We start from the raw sequence: 23,123 nt of genomic DNA on the forward strand, positions 1-23,123 counted from the left end.
GATCACTACCGATCCAAATACAAGGTAATAAGCCAAATGTATATTATTATATTGATACAAATAAATAAAATAAAACCCCAAACTATATACGATTTAATTTTTTCTATAGGACTATTATTAATTTTAAATATGATTATTAAAAAAATCTCAAATAGTAAATCAATCAGGTAAAAATACCATAAAAAGATAAGTAAATAGAATAATTAAATCCAAAGTGGATATATTAAGTGAAGATATAGATTAGTTTTTAAGCTTTAACATTACAAAAAAATTTAACAATTTGTATAACATATTTATGATTTAGTTTTATAGTTTACAAATCAGATTATACGAATAAAAAAATGTCTGATAAATTCAGACATTTTTTCTCGTAAAAAGAACTAACTTAAAAATTCTTTTATTTTGTGAATTTTATTTTGCGCTTTGGCTAATTGAGCATTAAATTCATTTTTAGATGATAGTGAATCCTGTACAGAAAAATAAAATTTAATTTTAGGTTCTGTTCCTGAAGGACGGCAAGCAAGTTTAGTACCTTTATCTGTATAGAAAATCAGCACATTAGATTTAGGAATATCAATAGATGTTTTTTCACCTGTAAGAAGGTTTAAAGATACGGAAGACTGATAATCATCCATTTTGGTTACTTTTTCACTTACTAATTCTTTAGGTGGGTTCATGCGGAATTCTTCCATCATTTTTGCAATTTGTTCTGCTCCATCTTTTCCTTTCTTTACGATAGAAACTAATTCTTCATAAAAATAACCTGTTTTTTCATAAATTTCAATAAGTTTCTCAAACAACGTTTTACCTTCATTTTTAGCCTCTTGTGCAGCTTCACAAGCAACTAGAATAGAAGATATAGAATCCTTATCTCTAACATAATCGCTAGGCATGAAACCAAAACTTTCTTCACCTCCGCAAATAAATTTTTCTTTACCTTCCGCTTTTCTAATTAAATCGGCAATCCATTTAAAACCGGTTAGCCCAACTTTACAATCTACATTATACAATTTAGCTAATGAAAAGAAAATATCGGATGTAACAATAGTAGAACCGATAAATTGTTTCCCATCAATTTTTCCATCGGCTTTCCATTTTTGCAATATATAATCAGTTAGTATAGTATTTGCCTGATTACCGTTTAATAAAACTAACTTACCATTTAAATCCCTAACAGCAATACCCAGCCTGTCTGCATCCGGATCCGTACCAAAAACAATATCGGCATTTTGTTCCTCTGCATATTTTAATGCAAGAGAAAGGGCCTCAGGTTCTTCAGGGTTAGGAGATTTAACCGTTGGAAAATCTCCGTCAGGATTTTTTTGTTCCGGAACTATAAATACATTTTCATAACCTGCTTTGCTTAAAGTTTCCGGAAGTATTGTAATTGAAGTTCCATGAAGTGAGGTGTAAACAATCTTTAAATCTTTCTTTCCTTTTAAATACAGATTATTTTCAATAGCTGCATCTATAAATTTTTCATCCTCTTTTGCACCTATATAAGTAATTTTTGTCTCATCTCCGTTAAATTTTATATCCTTAAAATTAACGTTTCTAACTTCTTGAATAATAGCAGTGTCGTGGGGAGGAACAATCTGTGCTCCGTCATTCCAATAGACTTTATAACCGTTATATTCAGGAGGATTATGCGATGCAGTTAAAACGATTCCTGCATTACAATTGAGATCACGTACTATATATGATAGTTCGGGAGTTGGTCTGAATTCATCAAATAAGTAAACAAAAATACCGTTAGCAGTAAGTACATCTGCCACCAGTTTGGCAAATGTGTCACTATTGTGACGAACATCAAAAGCAATAGCTACTTTTATCTTACCCTCAGGAAATTGCTGATGCAAATAATTTGCTAAACCCTGAGTTGCCTGCCCATATGTATATTTATTTAATCTATTGGTACCCACACCCATAATTCCACGCATTCCTCCAGTACCAAATTCCAGGTTTTTATAAAAGGAATCATCCAGTTCGGTAGGATTTGTATCAATTAAATTTTGTACAGCCTTTTGTGTTTCAGAATCAAAAGGTTCCTTTAACCAAGTTTTTGCAATTTCTAATGAATTCATTTTATGTAATTTTTGTTATTGCTTTTTCTTTATTTGAGCTAAATCTTTTTCTTTTAAATCTTTAGCTGGATTTCCCAGTAAAGTAAGTTGTGAATTGTCAGATATAGTTCCTGTAAGTTTGTTTTTAACATTAATTTCAGCAGTCGCTACATTATAAAGTAGTATTTGAGCGTCAGAAATTTCAAGATATGGAGCAGAAAAATCACTTTGGTCTTTTCCTGTAAGAATAATTTTATTAGCTGTGCCTTGTAAACTTATTTTAGAAGTATTGGACGCTTTTACAACTAATTCATCTGTAATTATATTATTTCCTAAAAATTTGGAGGTTTCAGAAAGAGTTAAATTTAATTTGGAAACTCTTAACTGAGAATTTATATCTACGTTTACAGAATTATGTAAATCAAATCGTTCAATTTCGGGATTATAAATATAAATGTTATAAAGATCCGTATCTTTAACTTTTCTGGATTCTGAAAGACTTAACTGCCCTCCGGCATTATTGATTTTAAGATTTTCAATCAGATTTTTATAAGTTTCAATAACCATTCGCGGATTTTTATTATCATATAAATAGATTACGCGATAGTTTCCTTCAGCTTTCAATTGTGAAATATTGTTCAACTTAATTTCCTTTGTAGTAACTTTACCTTCTCCTTTTACTGAAAAACTGCATGAAGATAATACTAAAAACAGAGCGGAAATAATTGTAAAATTCAATAAATATTTTTTCATTATTATAAATTTAAATAATTAGAAATTGTATAATCTTCTTTTTTACCTCTCTTTAACTGGACTATAAGTTCACCTAAAAAACCGGCAATGAACAACAGTACACCTAAAACCATCATGGTTAAGGCAATATAAAATAAAGGATCGGAAGTAATTAAACGGGCAGGAATATTATTCCATACTTTAACCAGTTTGTTTACACCCATCCAGGCAGAAGATATAAAACCGATGATAAACATCAGCGTACCTATAAAACCAAAAAAATGCATGGGTCTGGAACCAAATCTGGACATGAACCAAATAGTAATAAGATCTAAAAATCCTCTTACAAAACGATTAGCTCCAAATTTTGATTTGCCATATAACCGGGCTTGATGAGGAACTTCTCTTTCTCCTATTTTAGAAAAACCTTCGTTTTTTGCAAGCACAGGAATATATCTATGCATATCTCCGTAGACATCAATAGCCTTAACAACGCTTTTTTTATAAGCTTTGAGCCCACAATTAAAATCGTGCAGTTTTACTCCGGAAGTAGACTGAGCTGCCCAATTAAATAATTTGGAAGGAAGGTTTTTTGTTAATACGTTATCGTAACGCTTTTTCTTCCAGCCGGAAACTAAATCAAAATGATCTTCAAGAATCATCTTTCTTAATCCGGGAATTTCTTCTGGAAAATCTTGTAAATCAGCATCCATGGTTACTACTACTTCTCCCTGTACACATTTAAATGCTGCATTAAGAGCTTGCGATTTTCCATAGTTGCGGGCGAACCGGATTCCTTTGACTTGTGGATATTCCTGATTTAATTTGGAAATAACTTCCCAGGAACTATCCGTACTTCCGTCGTCAACAAAAACAACTTCGTAAGTATAATTTTCTTTTTCACATACTTTACGTATTCTTGTAAAGAGCTCATCAAGAGATTCAGCTTCGTTGAGCAGGGGTATTACTATGGATAATTGCATTTGGATTTCTTAGTCTAAAAAATATTGACAAAAATAAGGATATTGTTAGGTAAAATAAATATATAACGCCTAAAATAGCAAAAGAATTTTTAAAATTAAATAAAAGTTCATTTTTTGTAGTGTCAGAAGATAAACTTTTTACCAGCTCTTTATACAAGGCTGTTTCTTCTTTTGTTGGTTCTTTTAAAGAATTATAGTCACTATGAAGATTATTTAAGTTTTGTTCTATTCTTTGATGTTGTAATAAAATCTGTGCATCCGGATCTGCATAATTTAAAAATAATATTATTAAAAGTAAAGATAAAGTGCCTCCAATAAAAAGAGTAGTAAATGAAATTTTGAAACATTCTTTAAATGATAATCTGTATTTTGAGGTACGTTTATATAATAATACAACAGTAAATAATACATATATAGAAGGTAAAACAAATACATTTACCCTCAGACTTATTAAATAATAGTTAAAGCCCGAAAAGAAAAAGTAGACTGCAAAAAACAGGGCTAAAGTTAGAATTGCAAGTGAGATTCCGTAATGTAAAGGTGTATTTTTCATAATCAATAAACGCAAATTTACTGTTTTTTTATGGAATGGAAACTTACAGAAACATGGTTATAAATTAATAGAAAGCAAAATGAAAAAATCCTGTCATTAGACCGGATTTTTTCATTTATAATCTACAAAACTAATTATTTAAAAATCTGTTTTTATATTCCAGCGTGACATAGGAATCTATCCAAGAATAAAACTCCTGAAGTGCCTGTTCGTTGGGTTTACCTTTTTCATACCATTGAGTTAATATTTCTGATGATTTATCAAAAATTGAATTTTCAATAGAAATTAACTGAGGTGTTACTGAAAGTAGCAAAGGAACTTGAATATAATCATTTCCTTCTCCTCGTTCAATAGGAAAAAGTTTATTTTTGATTTGAGTTGCCCACTGGTCCATAGGTGTATTTTGTTTAGAGTCAGCAGTCAGTATTTTTGGAAAAGATTTTTTTCCGTTTATCCAGATTGGGATAGTTACTGACCCTAAGGTTGAACCCAGAACCGTCCAAGCCGTGGTAAGGGAAGGAGACTCTCCGGGCTTTACTCCCTGAAAAATTACGCTTGAAGCAGTATAATATCTTGGAATAAAATCCCTGAATGCAGCATACGTTTCTTTATATTGATTTAAATCAGTCTTAGTAAGTCCATGTACAAGGCTGCGTGAAATATTCTGCATAAAGTACTTAGGAGTTAAAGAATTTGAAAGAGAACCATTGTATATCAATTCTTGAGCCTGCAGATATCTGCTATATCCTTTTCCTTTGGAAACATCACCGGAAAATGAATAATTGGTACGAATAATATATCCGAAAGGAGCTGTCTGAGGATTATTGGCATCAAATTTCACAAAACCATTAATTCCGGTTTCGTAATAAGCAGCTCCTCCGTTTGCATCAATAACACCAAAATTAGAACTTAATTTTAATGGTTTAGGAAGAGAATTAAGCAGATTTTCAAAATCTTTTAACGTAGCACAAGTTTCAAGTGCAAGTCTCATTATTTCGCCGTCTTGTCTGTCATCTTCTTTTAATTCAACAGAGTTAATATTGTAACTATCGGAATTCATTATCGCAAATCCGGCACTATTATGACCATTAAGAACCTGCTTATTTTCAATATCATTAGGGTTAACCATTCCTATAAAAGTATATTTTCCCTTATCGGAATAAATTAAACGGCTATGTAAAGAGGGAGTATCTCTATTTTTGTATAGTAATGGTCTTCCATCCGGAGTTGCTTTTCCAGAGATAACAGCCGTAGTACAAGCAAAACTGTATACTCCAGATACGGCCATTATAAAAAGTGTAAAAACAACTAAAATATTTTTTTTCATGGTTTAGTGTATTAATTCATTAATTAAATTTATAAGTTCTGCTTCATCCAGTAATCCTGCACGTTCCCATTGTATGGACTTATCTTTATAAGCAATAAGTAATGGAAAGCCTCTCTCAATATAAGGTTTAGCTAAAACTTTGTTTTCATCGGCATTAATTTTTACAATAGTCAGACGGTCTTTATATTGTTCGGAAAGTCTTTTAAACATAGGCTCCATTTTTAAACAAGGACCACACCAAGGCGCATAAAAATCTATAAGGACAATTGCATCTGATGAAATTATTTTGTTGTATTCTTCGGAAGATATTTTATCTGGCTGTCCTCCTGTAGTTGGCATACTTAGTTGGTTCCAAGCTGTTATACCTCCTTTCAAATCATATAAATTTTTAAATCCCAGTGATTTTAAAGAATCTATTGCTGAAGCACTACGTATTCCGGTACGACAATAAACAAGATAAGTTTTATCCGGATCAAGCTTTTTAATCTGTTCCTTAAAATCTTCATTCCTGTAATCAACGTCAATAGCATTTTCAATATGACCGGTAACAAATTCTTTAGGAGTTCTGACATCTAAAATTACAATATTAGGATCATTGAATTTTTCTGCAAATTCTTTAGGATCCAATAATTGGTCGTTGGTTTGTCCAGACATGAAAATTCCCAATAAAGATACTAGTGTTAAAAAAATATATTTCATAGGTTTAATAATTTAAAAATCAAAATTTAAACGGGTAAAGATATAACGTCCGTTAAAGCCAAACTGACTTACATATCTGGAATATACGAACTGACCACTATTGCTGTTAGCCGCATTGTCTACTTTTTCAGGATAAGTATTAAATATATTATTTGCTCCGACTGTTAATTTAATTGCTTTATTTATTTGATAACTGGCTGATGCATCAGTGACCCATCTTGGATTATAATACTGCTGAAAAGCCAGAGTAGATGATGGTTCAGTGACACCTCCGAAATAATTATTTCTAACAAAGAAATTCCATTTTGTAATTGAATAAGTCACTGAAACATTAAACTTTTGATTAGGTATTACATTTTCAATATAAACTTTACTTGCGTTACTAAAATAAATATCCTCTTTACCTTTCAACAATTCAGATGTATTAATAGTACCCACTTGTTGAGTATAAGATATGGTACCGGCTAAATCAACGGATAATTTTCCTTTACCTAACGAAGAATGATATGATATAACAGCATCTAAACCTTTAGTTTCTGTATTAATAGCATTGGCAAAGAAACGAGCTTTTTGAGCCCCCGCTTTTTGCAAGATTTCATAAATTTCTTTATCTGTTTCCGATCCGTTTGGATCTCCACTAAATAAATCGGTATATATGATTCGATCAATTACACGTGTAAAATATCCATCTAAACTAAAATTGAACCTACCAGCTTTCGCAGTTAGTCCGGCACTTACACTCCTTGATTTTTCAGGTTTCAGGCTTGGAATTCCCAGAAGTTTAGCGACTTTACTATCATTAGTAAACGTTCCCACTTCATACATGTTACCATTTATATATAATGAACTGGTACTGGAATAATTTTTTTGTTGCAGAGAAGGAGCTCTGAATCCGGTACTTCCGGATCCTCTGAATGTTATTTGATCTGAAATTTTATATCTAAATGCTAGTTTTCCATTTACAGTGGAACCAAAATCATTAAAATACTCATATCTCCCTGCAAGATCAATCAAAAATGAAGGAGAAAAATTAATTTCTACATCTGCATATCCGGCTAGGGAATTTCTATTAGCATCAGTTTCATTTTGGGGAGAAAAACCGGCATTACCTTGTGCGCCTCCAGGCAAAGGAGTTTTTCCGTCAGGACCGAATTTAATAGGAATTGTTCCATTTATATCCGGAATTACAGAAACAGATCCATCTGGATTAACCACTTCACGACCTAATGCATAATTAGCATAAGATGTTTCTTCTCCTGCAATAATTTGGTATCTTTCATATCTGTATTCTCCTCCCCAGGCAATATTAACGTCGGAAAGCCAATCAAATTTTTTCGAAACATCCAGGTTAACGACATTTTGAGTAAATTGTAATTTTCCTCCCTGAAAACTGGTCGGAGAATTACTTCCCATCGAGGCATTTAATGAATGAATGGTTTTATTGTTAAATGTGTTTTGTCCAAAGGTATTACTTAACTCAACATTCCACGATGCAACAAGTCCTTTTATTCCTATTGCAGCAGACTTATCATATATACTTGCCTCAGCCTGAGGCCTGAATCCGGTTGGATATATTTCCTCAACATTGTTAACTGAATTGGGATATCGATAGAAAAGAGAAGCAATACTGTTTCTGTACCCGAAAATACCAAACGAATAAATTTCTATATTTGTATTTAATGGAAGGGAAGCATTATAGGATAATTGACCGTTTAAGGCTTTGGATTGTCCAACAATTAAGCTGTAATCTCTTCTATTTGTATTGGTAGATTCTAAAAATTCATCAGTTTTGTCTATGGCAGTACCACTTGAATAATCTTTGTAAATACTTCCGTTATATATTCCTCCTCTATCCGTAGGATTTCTTTGATCATAAGAAGCGGAAAAATTAATATATCCTCCATCGTTTCCCAGAGGGATACCATAATTTAGACCTACCTGAATATTTTCACCGTCATGGGATGTTTTTCCTTGTGCATCATTTTTACTTAGGTATTGACCGGCTGTAACACTAGCACTAAGTTTATTTATTGATTTTTTTAATACAATATTTATAACTCCGGCTACGGCATCACTTCCATATTGCGCAGCTGCTGCATCCCTGAGTATTTCAATTCTTTCTATTGCAGATACAGGAATGGAATTTAAATCGGTTCCCACGGTTCCTTTACCGAAAGTTCCGTTTACATTTAATAATGCAGAATTGTATCTTCTTTTGCCATTTACCAATACTAGCACCTGATCGGGACCTAGCCCTCTCAATGAAGCGGGGTCGGTCATATCTGTTCCTCCACCTAATGACTGTGGAGTAGAGGTAAATGATGGAGCAACATAGTTCAATATTTGATTAACGTTAACCTGTGCACCATTATCTGCAACCTTTTTTATGTCTATTATATCAACAGGAGTAGGAGAATCTAATAAAGTTCTGGGCTTGGATCTGGTTCCTATTACAATAATATTATCTATTTGATGAGTATTAATTATAAAATTAACATTTTTAGAAGGCTCATTATCAACGATGATTTTTTGCGAAGTTTCATCATTGTCAACTGTTATAGCAGTTAAAGTATAATTACCTTTAGGAAGTGTTAAATTATACTCTCCATTTTCGTCAGTATAGGTATCTAAGTTATCTATTCCCGATACGGATATACGAACCTCAGCTATACCTGATTGTTTTTCATCCTGAACTTTACCTTTAATAATAGTTTGAGCTGATATTAAACTGCTTATTGAACTAAATAGAATGATTCCGGCAGTTTTTACAGATAATAAATTTCTCTTCATACTTAAGTTACTAATTTTATATAGGTAATTCCTATCAATGTAGTAGGAATTTCATGCAAATATAATCTCTTTATTTTATATTTAGCTAAATTTTTATGATAAAAATCATGAAAAACTTATAATAATATTTTCAATAAAAAATGAGTATTGTTTAATTAATTATATTTATTAAACAATAATCGTAAAATAAAAAGGGGATATATGTCTATATCCCCTTTTTTATATTCAGTAAAACTATTTTGTTTTAACTAACTCAACTTTAAAGAGTAACCATGCATTAGGAGGTATTACTCCTCCACCGGCACCCTGTGCCCCATAGCCTAAAGCTGGAGGAATTAAAAATTCAGCTTTGTCACCTTCCTTTAATAAAGCAATTCCTTCTTCCCAACCCTGAATAACCATTCCTTTACCTAAAGGAAACTCAATAGGTTCATTACGGGCAAAAGATGAATCAAATACATTTCCATTGGTTAAAGATCCTTCATAATGAACAGATACTGTATCCCCTGCTTTAGCTTGCGAACCATTTCCATTTTCTGTTATTTTATAAAATAAACCTGATGGAGTTTGCGTCATACCTGATTTAAGTTCTTCAAGTTTAGTTGTAGCAAGTTTATCTTTCTCCTCCTGCCACTTTTTATTTCTTTCAGAAATTAAATCTTTGTTTTCAGCAAAAAAATGGGCAGCATCATAATTTTTATATTCATCACCTTTAGTAATAATGGATACTTTTTCCATTGATATTGTTTCAACAGGTTTATCTTGAGCACCCGTTTTTGAATTCGCAATTGTGTTGACAACTTCCAAACCTTTAATAACAGCACCGAAGATTGTATGACGTCCATCTAACCATGGAGTCGGAACTTCTGTGATAAAAAATTGGCTGCCATTAGTATTAGGTCCTGAATTAGCCATGGACAAAATTCCTGTTCCACTATGCTTTAAATCGTTTTTTTCATCCTCAAATCTATATCCGGGGCCTCCCATTCCAGTACCTTGAGGATCACCTGTTTGAATCATGAAGTCTTTAATTACACGGTGGAATATAATTCCATCATAAAAAGGAACACCTGCTTTTTTAGCATCGTTTGGAATTTTACCTTCAGCTAAACCTATAAAATTAGCAACTGTCACAGGAGATTCTTTATCATAGAATTTTACCAGCATATCTCCCTTATTTGTTTTAATGTTTGCGTAAAGTCCGTTTTCAAGACTATCGTACGTTTGTTTGTCTATTTCCAATGTTTTACAATTTATTAAAGTTAATATTAGGCATACGGCCATTATTTTTTTTAGCATGATACAGAGTATATCTAATAAAACTCAAAATTAGTAAAATTAAATGACACTATAAATAGAAGAGTAATCATTTGATTTACTAAATATTTTGCAAAGGTTCCTTTAATAAAAATATCATAATGAAGTGTTCTCAATCTAACAGCTTAGCTTATAGACACGATGCTTTTTTCTTTAAAGGAGTAAGAAATATAAACATAAATTTTTTTGTGGTATGATATTTGAAAATACAATAGAAACCGAAAATAATAAACTATTTCTTATAAACTTTGTATAATATATTTTATATAGCATGTTTATTTAATTTAAAACCTTTTAAAAAACCTTAAACCTCTAATATTGGAGGTTTTTTTATTTTATAGATTTAATGTAAATTATAAAAACTACTAATTAAAACTTTTTAATAAGAAAATAAAAATGTTAATTAATATATTTTTCTTTTCTTATTTTTGCATCATAATAATAGAGTAGCATTTATTCAATAGAAAGTAAAGAATATAAAATGATCGAAAATATTAAAAATTATTTGAAGGAAGTTGAAAGTTTTGTTTCGGCAAAACCAGAAGAGGTTGAACAATTTAGAATAAAATATTTAGGAAAAAAAGGGATTCTTAATGATCTTTTTTTAAAATTTAAAGAAGTTCCTAACGACGAAAAAAAAGAATTTGGTAAACAGGTAAACGATTTAAAACAACTGGTTACACAAAAAATCGAATCTCTTAAAGAATTGACAGCTGGCCAAAAAAATACAGACATTCAATTAGATTTATCCAGACCCGGAATACCTTTAAACTTAGGTAGCAGACATCCGATTAACATAGTTAAAAATAAAATTATAAATATTTTTAAAAAAATTGGTTTTACTGTAGCAGACGGACCCGAAATAGAAGATGACTGGCATAATTTTACAGCTCTAAATATGTCAGAATATCACCCTGCAAGAGATATGCAGGATACATTCTTTATTGAAAAAAATCCAGATACAGTTTTAAGAACTCACACCTCTTCGGTACAAATCAGATACATGGAAGAGAATGAACCTCCAATTCGTATTCTTTCTCCCGGAAGAGTTTATCGAAATGAAGATATTTCTTCACGTTCGCACTGTATGTTTCACCAGATTGAAGGATTATATATTGATACGAATGTTTCTTTTGCCGATCTAAAACAAACATTGCAATATTTTACAACTGAACTGTTCGGGAAATCCGAAATTAGGATGAGACCTTCTTATTTTCCATTTACTGAACCCAGTGCTGAGGTAGATGTTTATTGGGGATTGGAAACAGAAACAGATTACCGAATAACTAAAGGTACCGGATGGTTAGAGATTTTAGGATGTGGAATGGTTGATCCTAATGTTTTAAAAAATGTTAATATAGATCCGGAAAAATATAGTGGTTTTGCATTTGGTATGGGAATTGAAAGAATTGTAATGCTTATGTATCAAATTGGAGATATAAGAATGTTTACAGAAAATGACATAAGAATGTTGCAACAATTCAGCAATGAAATTTAATTAAAATAAAATAATTGAAAGCCCTGTTAAACGCAGGGCTTTTTTTGTTGTTTATTTATCTGTTTTTTTAAACGTATGGAATAAAATTTGAACTGTAGATCTAAAAATAATTAGCATGGCAAAAAAAGTAGCAGACCAGTTGGTCGAAATGTTAGTAGAGGCAGGTGTAAAAAGAGTATACGCTGTAACAGGAGATAGTTTGAATGAATTTAATGCAGCAATAAAAAGAAATGGGAATATTAAGTGGATTCATGTTAGAAATGAAGAAGTAGGCGCTTTCGCAGCAGCAGCAGAAGCTGAATTGGATGGAATTGCCTGCTGTGCCGGTAGTTCAGGTCCGGGACATGTTCATTTGATCAATGGTTTATATGAAGCAAATAGAGGGAATGTTCCGGTAATTGCAATAGCATCTACATGTGCAACCCAAGAATTTGGTACAGAATATTTTCAGGAAACCAATACAATAAAACTTTTTGATGATTGTAGTATTTATAATAGAATAGCAACAACGCAGGAACAGGCTCCCAGAATGTTACAGGCAGCATTACAGCATGCAATTTCAAGAAAAGGAGTAGCTGTTTTTGGTTTACCGGGAGATTTAGAATCTAAACCGGCGGTAGATATAGTAAGCTCAATTAAAACATTTAAAACCAGTCCTGTTCTTCATCCTTCTGAAGATGAATTATATGAATTAGCAAATATTTTAAATGATAATGATAAGGTTACAATTTATTGTGGGATAGGAGCGTCCAAAGGACATAGCCTTCTATTGCAGCTAGCTGAAAAATTAAAATCTCCAGTAGGATATTCTTTCAGGGGGAAAATGGGAACACAATATAATAATCCTTATGAGGTTGGAATGACAGGATTATTGGGGCTACCTTCAGCATTTCAAAGTATGCATGAAGCCGATGTCGTTTTGTTGTTAGGAACAGATTTTCCATATGCTAATTTTATGCCTGTTAATAAAAAAATCATTCAGATTGAAGAAAGACCGGAAAGATTAGGAAGAAGAGCCAAAATAGATTTAGGTCTGTGTGGAAAAGTTGAGGATACATTACATGTATTACTACCATTAATAAATACTAAAACAGAAGATTCGTTTTTACAAAAACAATTGAAAAAATATGAAGAAGTAAAAAGCGGATTGAATGTATATGTAAAAGATCCAGGTAAGGAAGATTTAATCCATCCAGAATACGTTGCTTCTGAAATAAATCGTCTGGCTGATAAAGATGCTATATTTACAGTTGATACGGGGATGTGTTGTGTTTGGGGGGCTCGTTATATTCATGCAACAGGAGAAAGAAAAATGTTAGGATCATTCAGTCATGGAACTATGGCTAATGCTATGCCGATGGCTATAGGAGCCGCACTAACATGTCCATCTAAGCAAGTTATAGCATTTTGCGGAGATGGTGGAATTTCTATGTTATTAGGAGATTTAGCGACTATACATCAATATCAGTTGCCCATAAAACTTTTTGTTTTTAACAACCGATCATTAGGTATGGTTAAATTAGAAATGGAAGTAGATGGTATTCCGGATAACGAAACAGATATGGTGAATCCTGATTTTGGCCTTATAGCTCAGGCAATGGGTTTTAAAGGGATAAATGTACATAAACCTGAAGAGGTTGAATCAGCTATTTTAGAATCATTTTCAACTCAGGGACCTGTACTGGTTAATATTATGACAAATCCTAATTCATTAGCATTACCACCAAAAATCGAATGGACTCAAATTAAAGGTATGGCTACTTCTATGGCTAAAATGATGTTGGGAGGAAATATTAGAGAAGTTGCTGATACAATAGAAAGCAACATTAAGCATATAAAAAGTATTTTATAAGTTTACTTGAACTAAAAAAACAGATTAAAAGTAATCTGTTTTTTTAGTTTTTTTAATTTATTTTTTAGAACCATCCTTTATGATTTAGCTGATAAGTGTCGTAAAATTTTTCATCGGATTTAGTTAAATAAATAATACCTTCTATTAAACCAATAATTCCCATTACACCTGAGGCAATACCACATGAAAGTACAGATACAAGTAACATGATAAGCCCTTCTTTAGTGTAACCTAGATAAAACTTATGAATGCCTAATGCTCCAAGTAATATAGCAAGTATTCCGCTGACAACTTTTTTGTTTTCCTGTTTAGGAGTTAAATTAAATTCGTTGGAAGTACTATCTTCCTGATAATATTTTTTTTGATCCATTTTGGTATGATAAAATTAGTAACAAAAATAAGACAATATTTTTTTACTTTGAATTTATAATAAACAATTTATAAAAATAATGTATTTTTGTCCTTAAAAATACTTGAGATAATGAATTATGATATTGTAGTTATCGGCAGCGGACCTGGAGGATATGTGGCAGCTATCAGAGCATCACAATTAGGGTTTAAAACAGCTGTTGTAGAACGTGAGAATCTTGGAGGAATTTGTTTAAATTGGGGGTGTATCCCTACAAAAGCGCTTCTTAAAAGTGCTCACGTTTATGAATATATTAAACATGCAGAAGAGTTTGGTTTGAATAAAACTGAAGCCTCTTTTGATTTTTCCAACATTGTTAAAAGAAGTCGGGGAGTAGCTGATAAGATGAATAAGGGAGTAGGCTTTCTCATGAAAAAGAATAAAATTGATGTTATTCAGGGAAATGCTAAAGTAAAATCTGGTAAAAAAATTGAAGTTACTGATAGTGAAGGAAAAGTTTCTGAATATTCTGCTTCACATATTATAATTTCAACCGGTGCCAGATCTCGGGTTCTACCTAATCTTCCTCAAGATGGGGTTCGTGTTATAGGATATAGAGAAGCATTAACTCTTCCTGCACAGCCAAAATCTATGATAGTTGTAGGTTCAGGAGCAATCGGAATTGAATTCGCATATTTTTACGCAACTATGGGTACAAAAGTAACCGTTGTAGAATTTTTACCTAATATTGTACCTGTAGAAGATAATGAAGTATCTAAATATCTTGAAAAATCACTCAAAAAACAAGGTATAGAAGTTATGACTAATTCATCAGTCGAAAAAATAGAGACTCATGGTGAAGGTGTTAAAGCATATGTAAAAACTACCGCTGGTGAAGTTACATTAGAAGCTGATGTAGTTCTATCAGCAGTAGGAATTGCTGCTAATATTGAAAATTTAGGATTAGAAGAAGTTGGAATCGCTACTGATAAGGGACGTATTCTGGTAGATGATTATTATAAAACAAACGTACCGGGATATTACGCAATAGGGGATGTTATTCCTGGACCAGCCTTAGCTCACGTAGCATCTGCAGAAGGTGTACTATGTGTTGAGAAAATTAAAGGCTTAGAAGTTGAACCAATTGATTATGGAAATATTCCAGGTTGTACTTACTGTTCTCCGGAAATAGCTTCTGTTGGAATGACTGAACAAAAAGCAAAAGATGCCGGATATGAACTGAAAGTTGGAAAGTTTCCTCTTGTAGCTTCTGGTAAAGCAACAGCTAACGGAGATACAGAAGGATTTATCAAAGTAATTTATGATGCTAAATATGGTGAACTTTTAGGATGTCATATGGTGGGAAATGGAGTTACAGATATGATTGCAGAAGCAGTCGCTGTAAGAAGACTGGAATCTACCGCTCATGAAATTTTGACAACGGTTCATCCACACCCAACTCTATCTGAAGCTTTTAAAGGTGCTACTGAAGATGCATACGGAGAAGCAATAGATTTATAAAAAAGTACTTTTAAATAAAAAAACCTTGCAATTTTATTGCAAGGTTTTTTTATTTAAATATTTATTATTGTAATCAAAGTTACATATATTAACTTATAGACAAGCTAAATAATTCACTATTTAATAGGTATAGAAATAAATTTCATAAAAATTTATACTTTCTGTTATTCAAAAGATCATAATTAAGAAATATAATGTATTTTAGCAAAAAGATAGAAAATAATTATTAAATTTTTAAATTATGAATAATAAGACTTTAGCACTTGTGTCGTATATTACACTTATTGGATGGCTTGTTTCTTTTTTTACATACAAAGGACAGCCTAAAGATTCACTAGTTTCCTATCATTTAAGACAATCATTTGGTCTAATGATAGTTGCAGTTGTTTATAATGTACTGACTAGTATTTTAATGCAAATCTCTAATGTTTTTTCCATATTAGGAATACTATCACTTGTTTTTTTAGTATTGATGATTATAGGGATATTAAATGCAAATAAAGGAGAAGAAAAACCTTTACCTGTTATAGGAAAAATGTTTGAAGGAAAATTTAATTTTATTCCTTAATTCAAATAATTTTAATAGATAGAAAAAGCCTTTTTTTAAGGCTTTTTTTATTAATAATATTTAATCTGATTTTTTGCAAAATTAAATAGTCTTTATAATTTAGCAAATTATATAACAACCTATGTATTATCAAATTGTATTAGCGTCTCAATCTCCGAGAAGAAAGGAATTATTAAAAAGTCTTGGATATGAATTTGATACCATTAGTTTAAATATAGATGAATCTTATCCTGGAAATTTGAAAGCCGGAGAAATAACCGAATATTTAGCATATAATAAGTCAAAGAGTTATGGGGAAATTCCGGAAAAGACAATACTGATTACAGCTGATACCATTGTATGGTACAACAATAAAGCATTAGAAAAACCCAATAATTCATTAGAGGCCGAAAATATGTTGAAAAGTCTATCAGGTCATTCTCATGAAGTTTTTACCTCTGTTGGATTTAGTACTAAAGATAACTACAAAGTTTTTACTGACTCTGCCAGGGTGCATTTTTTAAAACTTGATAAAGAAGAAATTAATTATTATGTTAATAACTTTAATCCAATGGACAAAGCTGGCTCTTATGGTATACAGGATTGGATAGGTTTATCAAAAATTGAAAAAATTGAAGGTTCATACTTTACCATTATGGGGTTTCCTACACATTTAGTTTATAATTACTTAAAATCTTTTGAATAAATTTTAGCAATGAAATTAATTGAAAATATTGGAGATGTATTTAATTGTAATTCAGCAAAACTCTCTGATAAAATTTTAATAAATTATATAAACCGATTATCAGAAATAGGTTTTTTTGCTATTGATTTAGGATCGTTTGTTTTAAATAATACAATGTTATTGAAAAAAACAGATGGTTTTATAAATTCAATAGATAAAGCCAAGACTAAAATATATATAAGAGTTTCGGATGAAAAAAACTTTTTTAAAGCTTTAGATATTGATAATATTGATTTTATAGAAATTTCTTCGAATTTGATTTATTTAGTTGAAAATTTAAATTCATTACATAAAGAAAAAATTGTAGTAAGAATAAATATTGATTTTTCAAACGGTGAGCTTATAATTTTAAATCAAATAGATACAGAAATAGATGTTCTGTATAATAACAAAATTTACGCTGTTAAATTTAGTAATGAAAATTCTTTATTAGATTTAGATATAGTAAAAAATGTTTTTGATTTCTGTGATAAAAATTTTCCTGGATTGTCTTCAGGAGGACATTTTTATCTAAACAATGACATGGTAATTAAAGAATTATTCATGCTCATGAATTCATCGAAGTGTAAATTCCTGGAGGTAAGTACTAATGGTCGAGTCAGCAACAATTTTGGTTTCTTACCCCCGACCGAAAAAATACTAACATTTTTAGCGGATAAAAATACTAATTTCAAGTTTAATATGTTAAGTTTTGAATCGTCATACAATGAAGCCAAAAAAATATTTTCAAGGTCTTAGGAGTTTCTCTATTTTTGTATAAAAATAATAATAAAATGAAAAAAATATTTTTTTCAATTTTTGTTTTATTGTATGGGATCTCAATGTATTCTCAAGCTGTTTTGATGAAAATCAACAGTGATACTATTTTTACAAAAGATTTTGAAATTCAACAACAAAAAAGTTTAAAATTAATAGGTGTTCAGCAAACCATTAATAATTACATTGATTTTAATTTACTTAAACAATATGCTTTATCATACAAAGTAGATAAATCAGAAATGTATGAAAGACTTTTAATAAAAGAAGGCGAAAAATTGAAAGATAGTCTTTATTACAGAAAAGATTTAATTGAACCTTTACTACAAGATTATTATCAAAAGATTATTAAAGACAGGAAAATTCAAATTCTGTTTTTTGAAGACAATTTTTTATCCTCACATGGAAAAAACCGAAAAAAGTTTGTTCAGGACTTAATAAAAAATATTAATAATAATACAACCAAATTTAGTGAAGCCGTTGAAAAGTATTCAATTTTGCTTAATTTTAAAATTCCAGCATATTATGACCTCTTTATATTAAATAAATCTTTGGTTAATGAAATTTATAAAGCTCCTTTAAACAAGGTGTATGAAGTAAATCAAGATCAAGGTAATTACTTGATTTTAGTTTCTGAAGAAAGAAATTATTTAGGTGAATTAGAATTAAAGGAATACAGAATAAAAAATAATTCACCTTCTAGCAAAAATATTGCTGATTTAATATACGATGATTTAAAAAATAATAAAAGTGTAGATAATATTCTGAAAAATAATGATTCAATTTTGTTTTTCCATGATATAAAACTAAAAGTTATTAATAACGATGATTTATACAATCAGGTTTTAAATAATAGTTCAGCAGTTTTAAAGCCTATTCGTACAGATAGTTGTTACTCTGTCTATGTGGTAAAAGACAGAATTCAATATGATCAATATTCTAAAGTCAGAAAAAGACTATACAACAGATTGTTACAATCTAATATGGTTGGAGATTTAAATTTGAATCTTATAAATGAATTAAAAAATAAAGTTTCTTTTAAAGAAGATGAAGATGAAATTAAACTTTTTAAACAAAATTTACCTAAAAATTATAATGATTTTAAAAATTTCACTCTTTCAGACACAAAAACTTTAGTTAATATTGGAAATGGTGAATATTTGTATACTAATCAAGACTTGCTTAATATACTTAAACAGAATATTACTGATAAAAATATTAATGAAGTAGAAAATTTAATCAATATTTATATTAATTCTTGGGAAAATACATATTTAGTTCAATATTACGATATTTTTTATTTTGAACTTGATAGATATAAAGAGGAATGGAAAAAATTGAATGATAAACTCTTGATCAATGCAGCCATATCAATAATCACAGATAAAGCTATAAATGATACAGAAGGTCAAAAAAAGTATTTGAAAGAAAATCAGCAACAGTTTATTTGGAAAGAAAGAATCAATGGTGACTTTTACTATTGTTTAAATAATGAAGTTAAAAATAAAGTTTTAGAATTACTAAACGATAAAAAATCTGTTGAAGAAATAAAATTATTGTATAAAGATAAGGTAAACGCTCAAAATGAACCTTTGCTGATAATTAATCAAGGGAAATTAACTAGAGAATCTTTGAATTTGCCTAATGATATCAAACTCGATAAAAAAGTTTACACAACAGACTATAAAACTAAAAAATTAGTTATTAATATTAAAGATATTAAAAATAATGATCCTATGGATTTGGAAGAATTTAGAACAAATTATATAGATTTATACATTGATTTTAAAATGGATCAGGAAATAAAAAAATTGAAAAGTAAAGCTAAAATTGAAATTGTACCTTCACAAGAAAAAGAATTGGAGTCTAAATACTCAAAATAAACAGGTAACAATATTTTAAGAACAGTAATAAAAATTAAATTATAGAAATAGAAAGACAGAAATGAATAAATTATTTATAACGCTCATGTTTTTTTCGTTCACATTATTGACTTTTGGTCAGGAGAAGAAAATTGACGGAATTGTAGCAGTAGTCGGTGATGAAATCATTACAGAATCAGACATTAATGATGCTGAAAATTATGCTCGTTCAGAAGGGCAAATAGTTTCAGACAAATGTAATTTTGTTGAAACCATGATGAAAGAAAAAATCATTCTTTATAAAGCGAAACAAGACACATTGGTAACAGTAGGTAAAGATGAAGTTTCCAGAGAAGCCGATTCTCGTTTAGATGGTTATAGGAATTATTTCGGATCCGATGAAAATGTTTTAAAGAATTTCAAGTTTAAAACCATGGGAGAATTAAGAAATGTTTTGGAAACCATGATAAAAAATCAAATGTATACTCAGAGAAAAATGATGAGTATTACTAAAAATGTGGATGTTTCACCCGAATATCTTAAGAAATTTTATAATTCACATGAATCTGAATTTCCTAACCTAAATGAAGAAATTGAATATGCACAAATTTTTTTATATCCTGAACTATCAGAAACGCATAAGCAGCAATTAATTGATCAGCTTAAAGGTATCAAGAAACAGATACAGGAAGGTGCCAGTTTTTCTGATATGGCTAAAAAATATTCTCAGGATCCGGGTTCAGCAGAAAGTGGTGGACTTATAACCAACGTTAAAAGAGGACAAATGGTTAAAGAATTTGATGCTGTAGCTTTTAGTCTGGATGAAGGACAGATTTCGGATCCGTTTGAAACAGAATATGGTTATCATATAGTGTATCTGGAAAAGAAAAAAGGGCAAGTACTTAACCTAAGACATATCTTGCTTATGGCAGTTCCTGATAAAGATGAAATCAGAGAGGCTACAAAGAAATTAGAACAGATTAAATCAGATATTAAAGCAGGTAAACTAACTTTTAGTGAAGCGGCTTTAAAGTACTCTAATGATAGATATACAAAATATAATGGAGGTGTATTGTCTAATCAACAGACGGGCGATAATAGATTTGAGAAAATTAAGTTACCTACTAAAATATTATATAATTTGTCAGGATTAGTTAAAGGGGATGTTTCTGAAGTATTTGAAGATACAGATAATAATAGAACAGTAGTTAAATTATTAAAAATTACAGACGTTATACCTCCTCATAAAATGAATTTGGATATAGATTATAATAGAATTAAAAACTTTGCTCAAAAGACCAAAGAAAATGAAATAGTAGAGAAATGGGTTGAAAATCAAATACCAACCACTTTTATAACTATTCAGGATCAATATAAAAAATGTAAATTTTCTTTAAATTGGTTGCAAACAAATAAAAAATAATATTAAATATACATTATTGTAGTTAAAAGTCTGTGTAATCACAGACTTTTTTTGTGTAAAAAATAATTTTGTATATTAATATGATATATAGCATTCGTTTAATTTTTATTTTATGAAATAAAATATATAATTTTGTATATTGAATTTTAAAATTAAACTATATGAAAAATTATTTTCTGTTTTTATTAGTGTTCTTAAACCTGTGGCAGGTAAAAGGACAAAATTCTTCAACAAAAGAAATTTTAAAATTAGAATTTCGAAGTGGTGACAGTAAATCCTATTACAACGGTATTAAAATTGGAGAATATTACTGGATGGATAACAATTTTTATGAACCTGTAAATACCGATTACGTAACGGATGAATTAATTCATAAACACATGGATCTTTGGGGGGTACCTTATAATGTTTCAGCAAAAGATTTCAATAGATACTTTGGACAATATTATGGAAATGGAGGATTACCAACCGGAGTAATGTATGAAAATGATAAAATTTCAACAGTTTGGGGATTACCACGAAGAGCTGATTTTTATCAATTGTTGGGAATGTGTGGTACGGGATCCTATACAGATATTAAAGAATATTTAGGAGCTAAAACCAACGATAATCCAGCAGCGGTTAATCTTATAGGAAGTGATGATTTAAACAATGGTTATTGGTTTGAACCCAACAAAAACGTGTATGGTTTCAATTTAATGCCAGGGGGAGGTCGTATGAATGGACCTTGGAACAACTTAATTACAGGAGATTTTTATGCTTTATATAAATACGCAACATTAAGAATTTATAAAGATAAGGAGGAATTGAATGAGCCAGCATTAGCTGCAACATTAGATAATTTAAATCAAAGTATTTCAGTAACATCTTCATGGCATTGGCTTAATGTTAGGTTTTCTAAGAAAATTTCGGACGAAGAATTAGGTTATAAGCTTTATATAAAAGAAAGTGATTTTAAAAAATATGAAAAATCGAATATAATCGCAGGTTTTGACATAGCTTCTGTTGATATTAAAAAATTAGCATTAGATGATAAGATTCCAAATGGTTTTGTTGAACTACCTAAGGGGTGGATTAGAGGGTTTTATGTTCAGAAATATGGTACAGATCCTGTAAAAAAATATCCAAAAATAACTTCTCATCTTCGGATAATAAAAGAGAATAATAAATATGTCTTTAAAGAGAAAGAACAAGTTATAATTTACTTAAGAACTGATGATTCGACTAATAATGACGTAAAGTTTGGATTATATAATCCTAAAGATGGTAATTTTCGAGGACCTTTAACTGTTCTTTCTAATGAAGGGTATCAGTATACTTGTCAGTTACCGGAAAATTATATTGGTAACTTCATGTTAATACCATATGTTGAAGATAAAAGTGTGAAGAAAGTATTAGAAAGAGAGACAGACAGCCCATGGATAGATAGATTACCTTTAACAATTGAATATAAAGCAAATCGCAGATATGTAGCAGATACAGAGTTTAAAACCACCAATTACATGCAATTAAACATCAAAGAAAACGGAGTTAGCTTTATAAATAAGCTATTCCAGACCGAAATGGAAAAAAACTTTATAGTTTCAATGCCTACCAGTAATCAGGAAAAAACTAAAATAGGATTATTTTACTCCAATGGGGATTTTTGTACAGATATAACTCTTTCTCGAAAGAATTCATTATATAATTGTAGTATTCCCAATTCAGTTCAGGGAGGAGATTATATCATCATGCCCTATGTCAATGATAATGAAATTAAAGTAATTGAAAGAAAAGAGGGAGGATATTATATGGATAGATTGCCTTTAACAGTTATTGAAGAAGATATTTGGGGAGATATAGATTGGAACAGTAGAACTCTAATGGTTCAGACTGAAGAAACTTTGAAACCTTATGTAAAAGATAATAACCTATATATAAAAGGGTTAAATATTCCTTCAGAAATCACTTTATATACTATGAGCGGAAATATTACCACCATTCAAAAAAATGTAACCCAACAACAAGCAATTCCGGTTCATAACCTTAAATCTGGAGTTTATATACTTCAAATAAAAAACGATCAGGGAAAAATATCAAAATTAAAATTTATCAAAGAATAAATAA

The 23,123-nt window shown here is 30.2% G+C and carries 18 protein-coding genes; 9 read left to right on the forward strand and 9 right to left on the reverse strand.

Going from position 1 to position 23,123, the window contains the following annotated elements; translation table 11 throughout:
• Positions 1 to 380: 380 nt before the first annotated feature.
• From EOV51_RS10920 to EOV51_RS10955, 8 genes are all read right to left on the reverse strand, one after another.
• Positions 381 to 2,084, reverse strand: a complete 1,704-nt coding sequence (locus EOV51_RS10920) for a phospho-sugar mutase (protein WP_128152562.1) — start codon at positions 2,082 to 2,084, stop codon at positions 381 to 383.
• A gap of 15 nt (positions 2,085 to 2,099) precedes the next feature.
• Positions 2,100 to 2,816, reverse strand: coding sequence for a GIN domain-containing protein (locus EOV51_RS10925; protein ID WP_128152563.1), 717 nt, complete (start codon positions 2,814 to 2,816; stop codon positions 2,100 to 2,102).
• 2 nt (positions 2,817 to 2,818) lie between these two features.
• Positions 2,819 to 3,778, reverse strand: coding sequence for a glycosyltransferase family 2 protein (locus tag EOV51_RS10930; protein ID WP_128152564.1), 960 nt, complete (start codon positions 3,776 to 3,778; stop codon positions 2,819 to 2,821).
• Positions 3,738 to 4,331 carry a DUF4199 family protein gene (locus EOV51_RS10935; RefSeq protein WP_128152565.1) on the reverse strand — a complete coding sequence of 198 codons (594 nt, stop codon included), beginning with the start codon at positions 4,329 to 4,331 and terminating at the stop codon, positions 3,738 to 3,740. The genes EOV51_RS10930 and EOV51_RS10935 overlap by 41 nt, the downstream gene beginning before the upstream one ends.
• 130 nt (positions 4,332 to 4,461) lie before the next feature.
• Positions 4,462 to 5,658 (reverse strand): carcinine hydrolase/isopenicillin-N N-acyltransferase family protein, encoded by a 1,197-nt coding sequence (locus EOV51_RS10940; protein ID WP_128152566.1) that lies wholly within the window; start codon positions 5,656 to 5,658, stop codon positions 4,462 to 4,464.
• Between the two features lie 3 nt (positions 5,659 to 5,661).
• Positions 5,662 to 6,357 (reverse strand): rhodanese-like domain-containing protein, encoded by a 696-nt coding sequence (locus tag EOV51_RS10945; protein ID WP_128152567.1) that lies wholly within the window; start codon positions 6,355 to 6,357, stop codon positions 5,662 to 5,664.
• A 12-nt stretch (positions 6,358 to 6,369) separates the two neighbouring features.
• Positions 6,370 to 9,147: a TonB-dependent receptor gene (locus tag EOV51_RS10950; protein WP_128152568.1), complete on the reverse strand. Its 2,778-nt coding sequence runs from the start codon at positions 9,145 to 9,147 to the stop codon at positions 6,370 to 6,372.
• Between the two features lie 234 nt (positions 9,148 to 9,381).
• On the reverse strand, positions 9,382 to 10,446 hold the full coding sequence (locus EOV51_RS10955; RefSeq protein WP_128152569.1) for a peptidylprolyl isomerase: 1,065 nt from the start codon (positions 10,444 to 10,446) through the stop codon (positions 9,382 to 9,384).
• 499 nt (positions 10,447 to 10,945) lie between these two features.
• Here EOV51_RS10955 and pheS point away from each other — a divergent pair, with 499 nt between their 5' ends.
• On the forward strand, positions 10,946 to 11,962 hold the full coding sequence (gene pheS / locus EOV51_RS10960; protein WP_128152570.1) for a phenylalanine--tRNA ligase subunit alpha: 1,017 nt from the start codon (positions 10,946 to 10,948) through the stop codon (positions 11,960 to 11,962).
• Between the two features lie 115 nt (positions 11,963 to 12,077).
• Positions 12,078 to 13,814, forward strand: a complete 1,737-nt coding sequence (locus tag EOV51_RS10965) for a thiamine pyrophosphate-dependent enzyme (RefSeq protein WP_128152571.1) — start codon at positions 12,078 to 12,080, stop codon at positions 13,812 to 13,814.
• Between the two features lie 64 nt (positions 13,815 to 13,878).
• Here the strand turns inward: EOV51_RS10965 and EOV51_RS10970 are convergent, their stop codons facing one another.
• On the reverse strand, positions 13,879 to 14,184 hold the full coding sequence (locus tag EOV51_RS10970) for a TM2 domain-containing protein (RefSeq protein WP_128152572.1): 306 nt from the start codon (positions 14,182 to 14,184) through the stop codon (positions 13,879 to 13,881).
• A 111-nt stretch (positions 14,185 to 14,295) separates the two neighbouring features.
• Between EOV51_RS10970 and lpdA the strand changes: the two genes are divergently transcribed.
• The 7 genes from lpdA (at position 14,296) to EOV51_RS11005 (ending at position 23,119) form a co-directional block, all read left to right on the forward strand.
• On the forward strand, positions 14,296 to 15,684 hold the full coding sequence (gene lpdA, locus EOV51_RS10975) for a dihydrolipoyl dehydrogenase (protein WP_128152573.1): 1,389 nt from the start codon (positions 14,296 to 14,298) through the stop codon (positions 15,682 to 15,684).
• 241 nt (positions 15,685 to 15,925) lie between these two features.
• Positions 15,926 to 16,252 carry a DUF4870 domain-containing protein gene (locus EOV51_RS10980; RefSeq protein WP_128152574.1) on the forward strand — a complete coding sequence of 109 codons (327 nt, stop codon included), beginning with the start codon at positions 15,926 to 15,928 and terminating at the stop codon, positions 16,250 to 16,252.
• A gap of 121 nt (positions 16,253 to 16,373) precedes the next feature.
• Entirely contained in the window at positions 16,374 to 16,937 is a 564-nt protein-coding gene (locus EOV51_RS10985; RefSeq protein ID WP_128152575.1) for a Maf family nucleotide pyrophosphatase, read from the forward strand.
• A 9-nt stretch (positions 16,938 to 16,946) separates the two neighbouring features.
• Positions 16,947 to 17,714 (forward strand): hypothetical protein, encoded by a 768-nt coding sequence (locus tag EOV51_RS10990; protein WP_128152576.1) that lies wholly within the window; start codon positions 16,947 to 16,949, stop codon positions 17,712 to 17,714.
• A 35-nt stretch (positions 17,715 to 17,749) separates the two neighbouring features.
• A complete protein-coding gene (locus EOV51_RS10995) occupies positions 17,750 to 19,615 on the forward strand; it encodes a hypothetical protein (protein ID WP_128152577.1) in 1,866 nt (621 codons plus the stop codon).
• 61 nt (positions 19,616 to 19,676) lie between these two features.
• Positions 19,677 to 21,017 carry a peptidylprolyl isomerase gene (locus EOV51_RS11000; protein WP_128152578.1) on the forward strand — a complete coding sequence of 447 codons (1,341 nt, stop codon included), beginning with the start codon at positions 19,677 to 19,679 and terminating at the stop codon, positions 21,015 to 21,017.
• A gap of 161 nt (positions 21,018 to 21,178) precedes the next feature.
• A complete protein-coding gene (locus EOV51_RS11005) occupies positions 21,179 to 23,119 on the forward strand; it encodes a T9SS type A sorting domain-containing protein (protein ID WP_128152579.1) in 1,941 nt (646 codons plus the stop codon).
• The last annotated feature ends 4 nt before the right edge of the window (positions 23,120 to 23,123 follow it).

This window comes from Apibacter raozihei, assembly GCF_004014855.1.
GTDB lineage: Bacteria > Bacteroidota > Bacteroidia > Flavobacteriales > Weeksellaceae > Apibacter > Apibacter raozihei.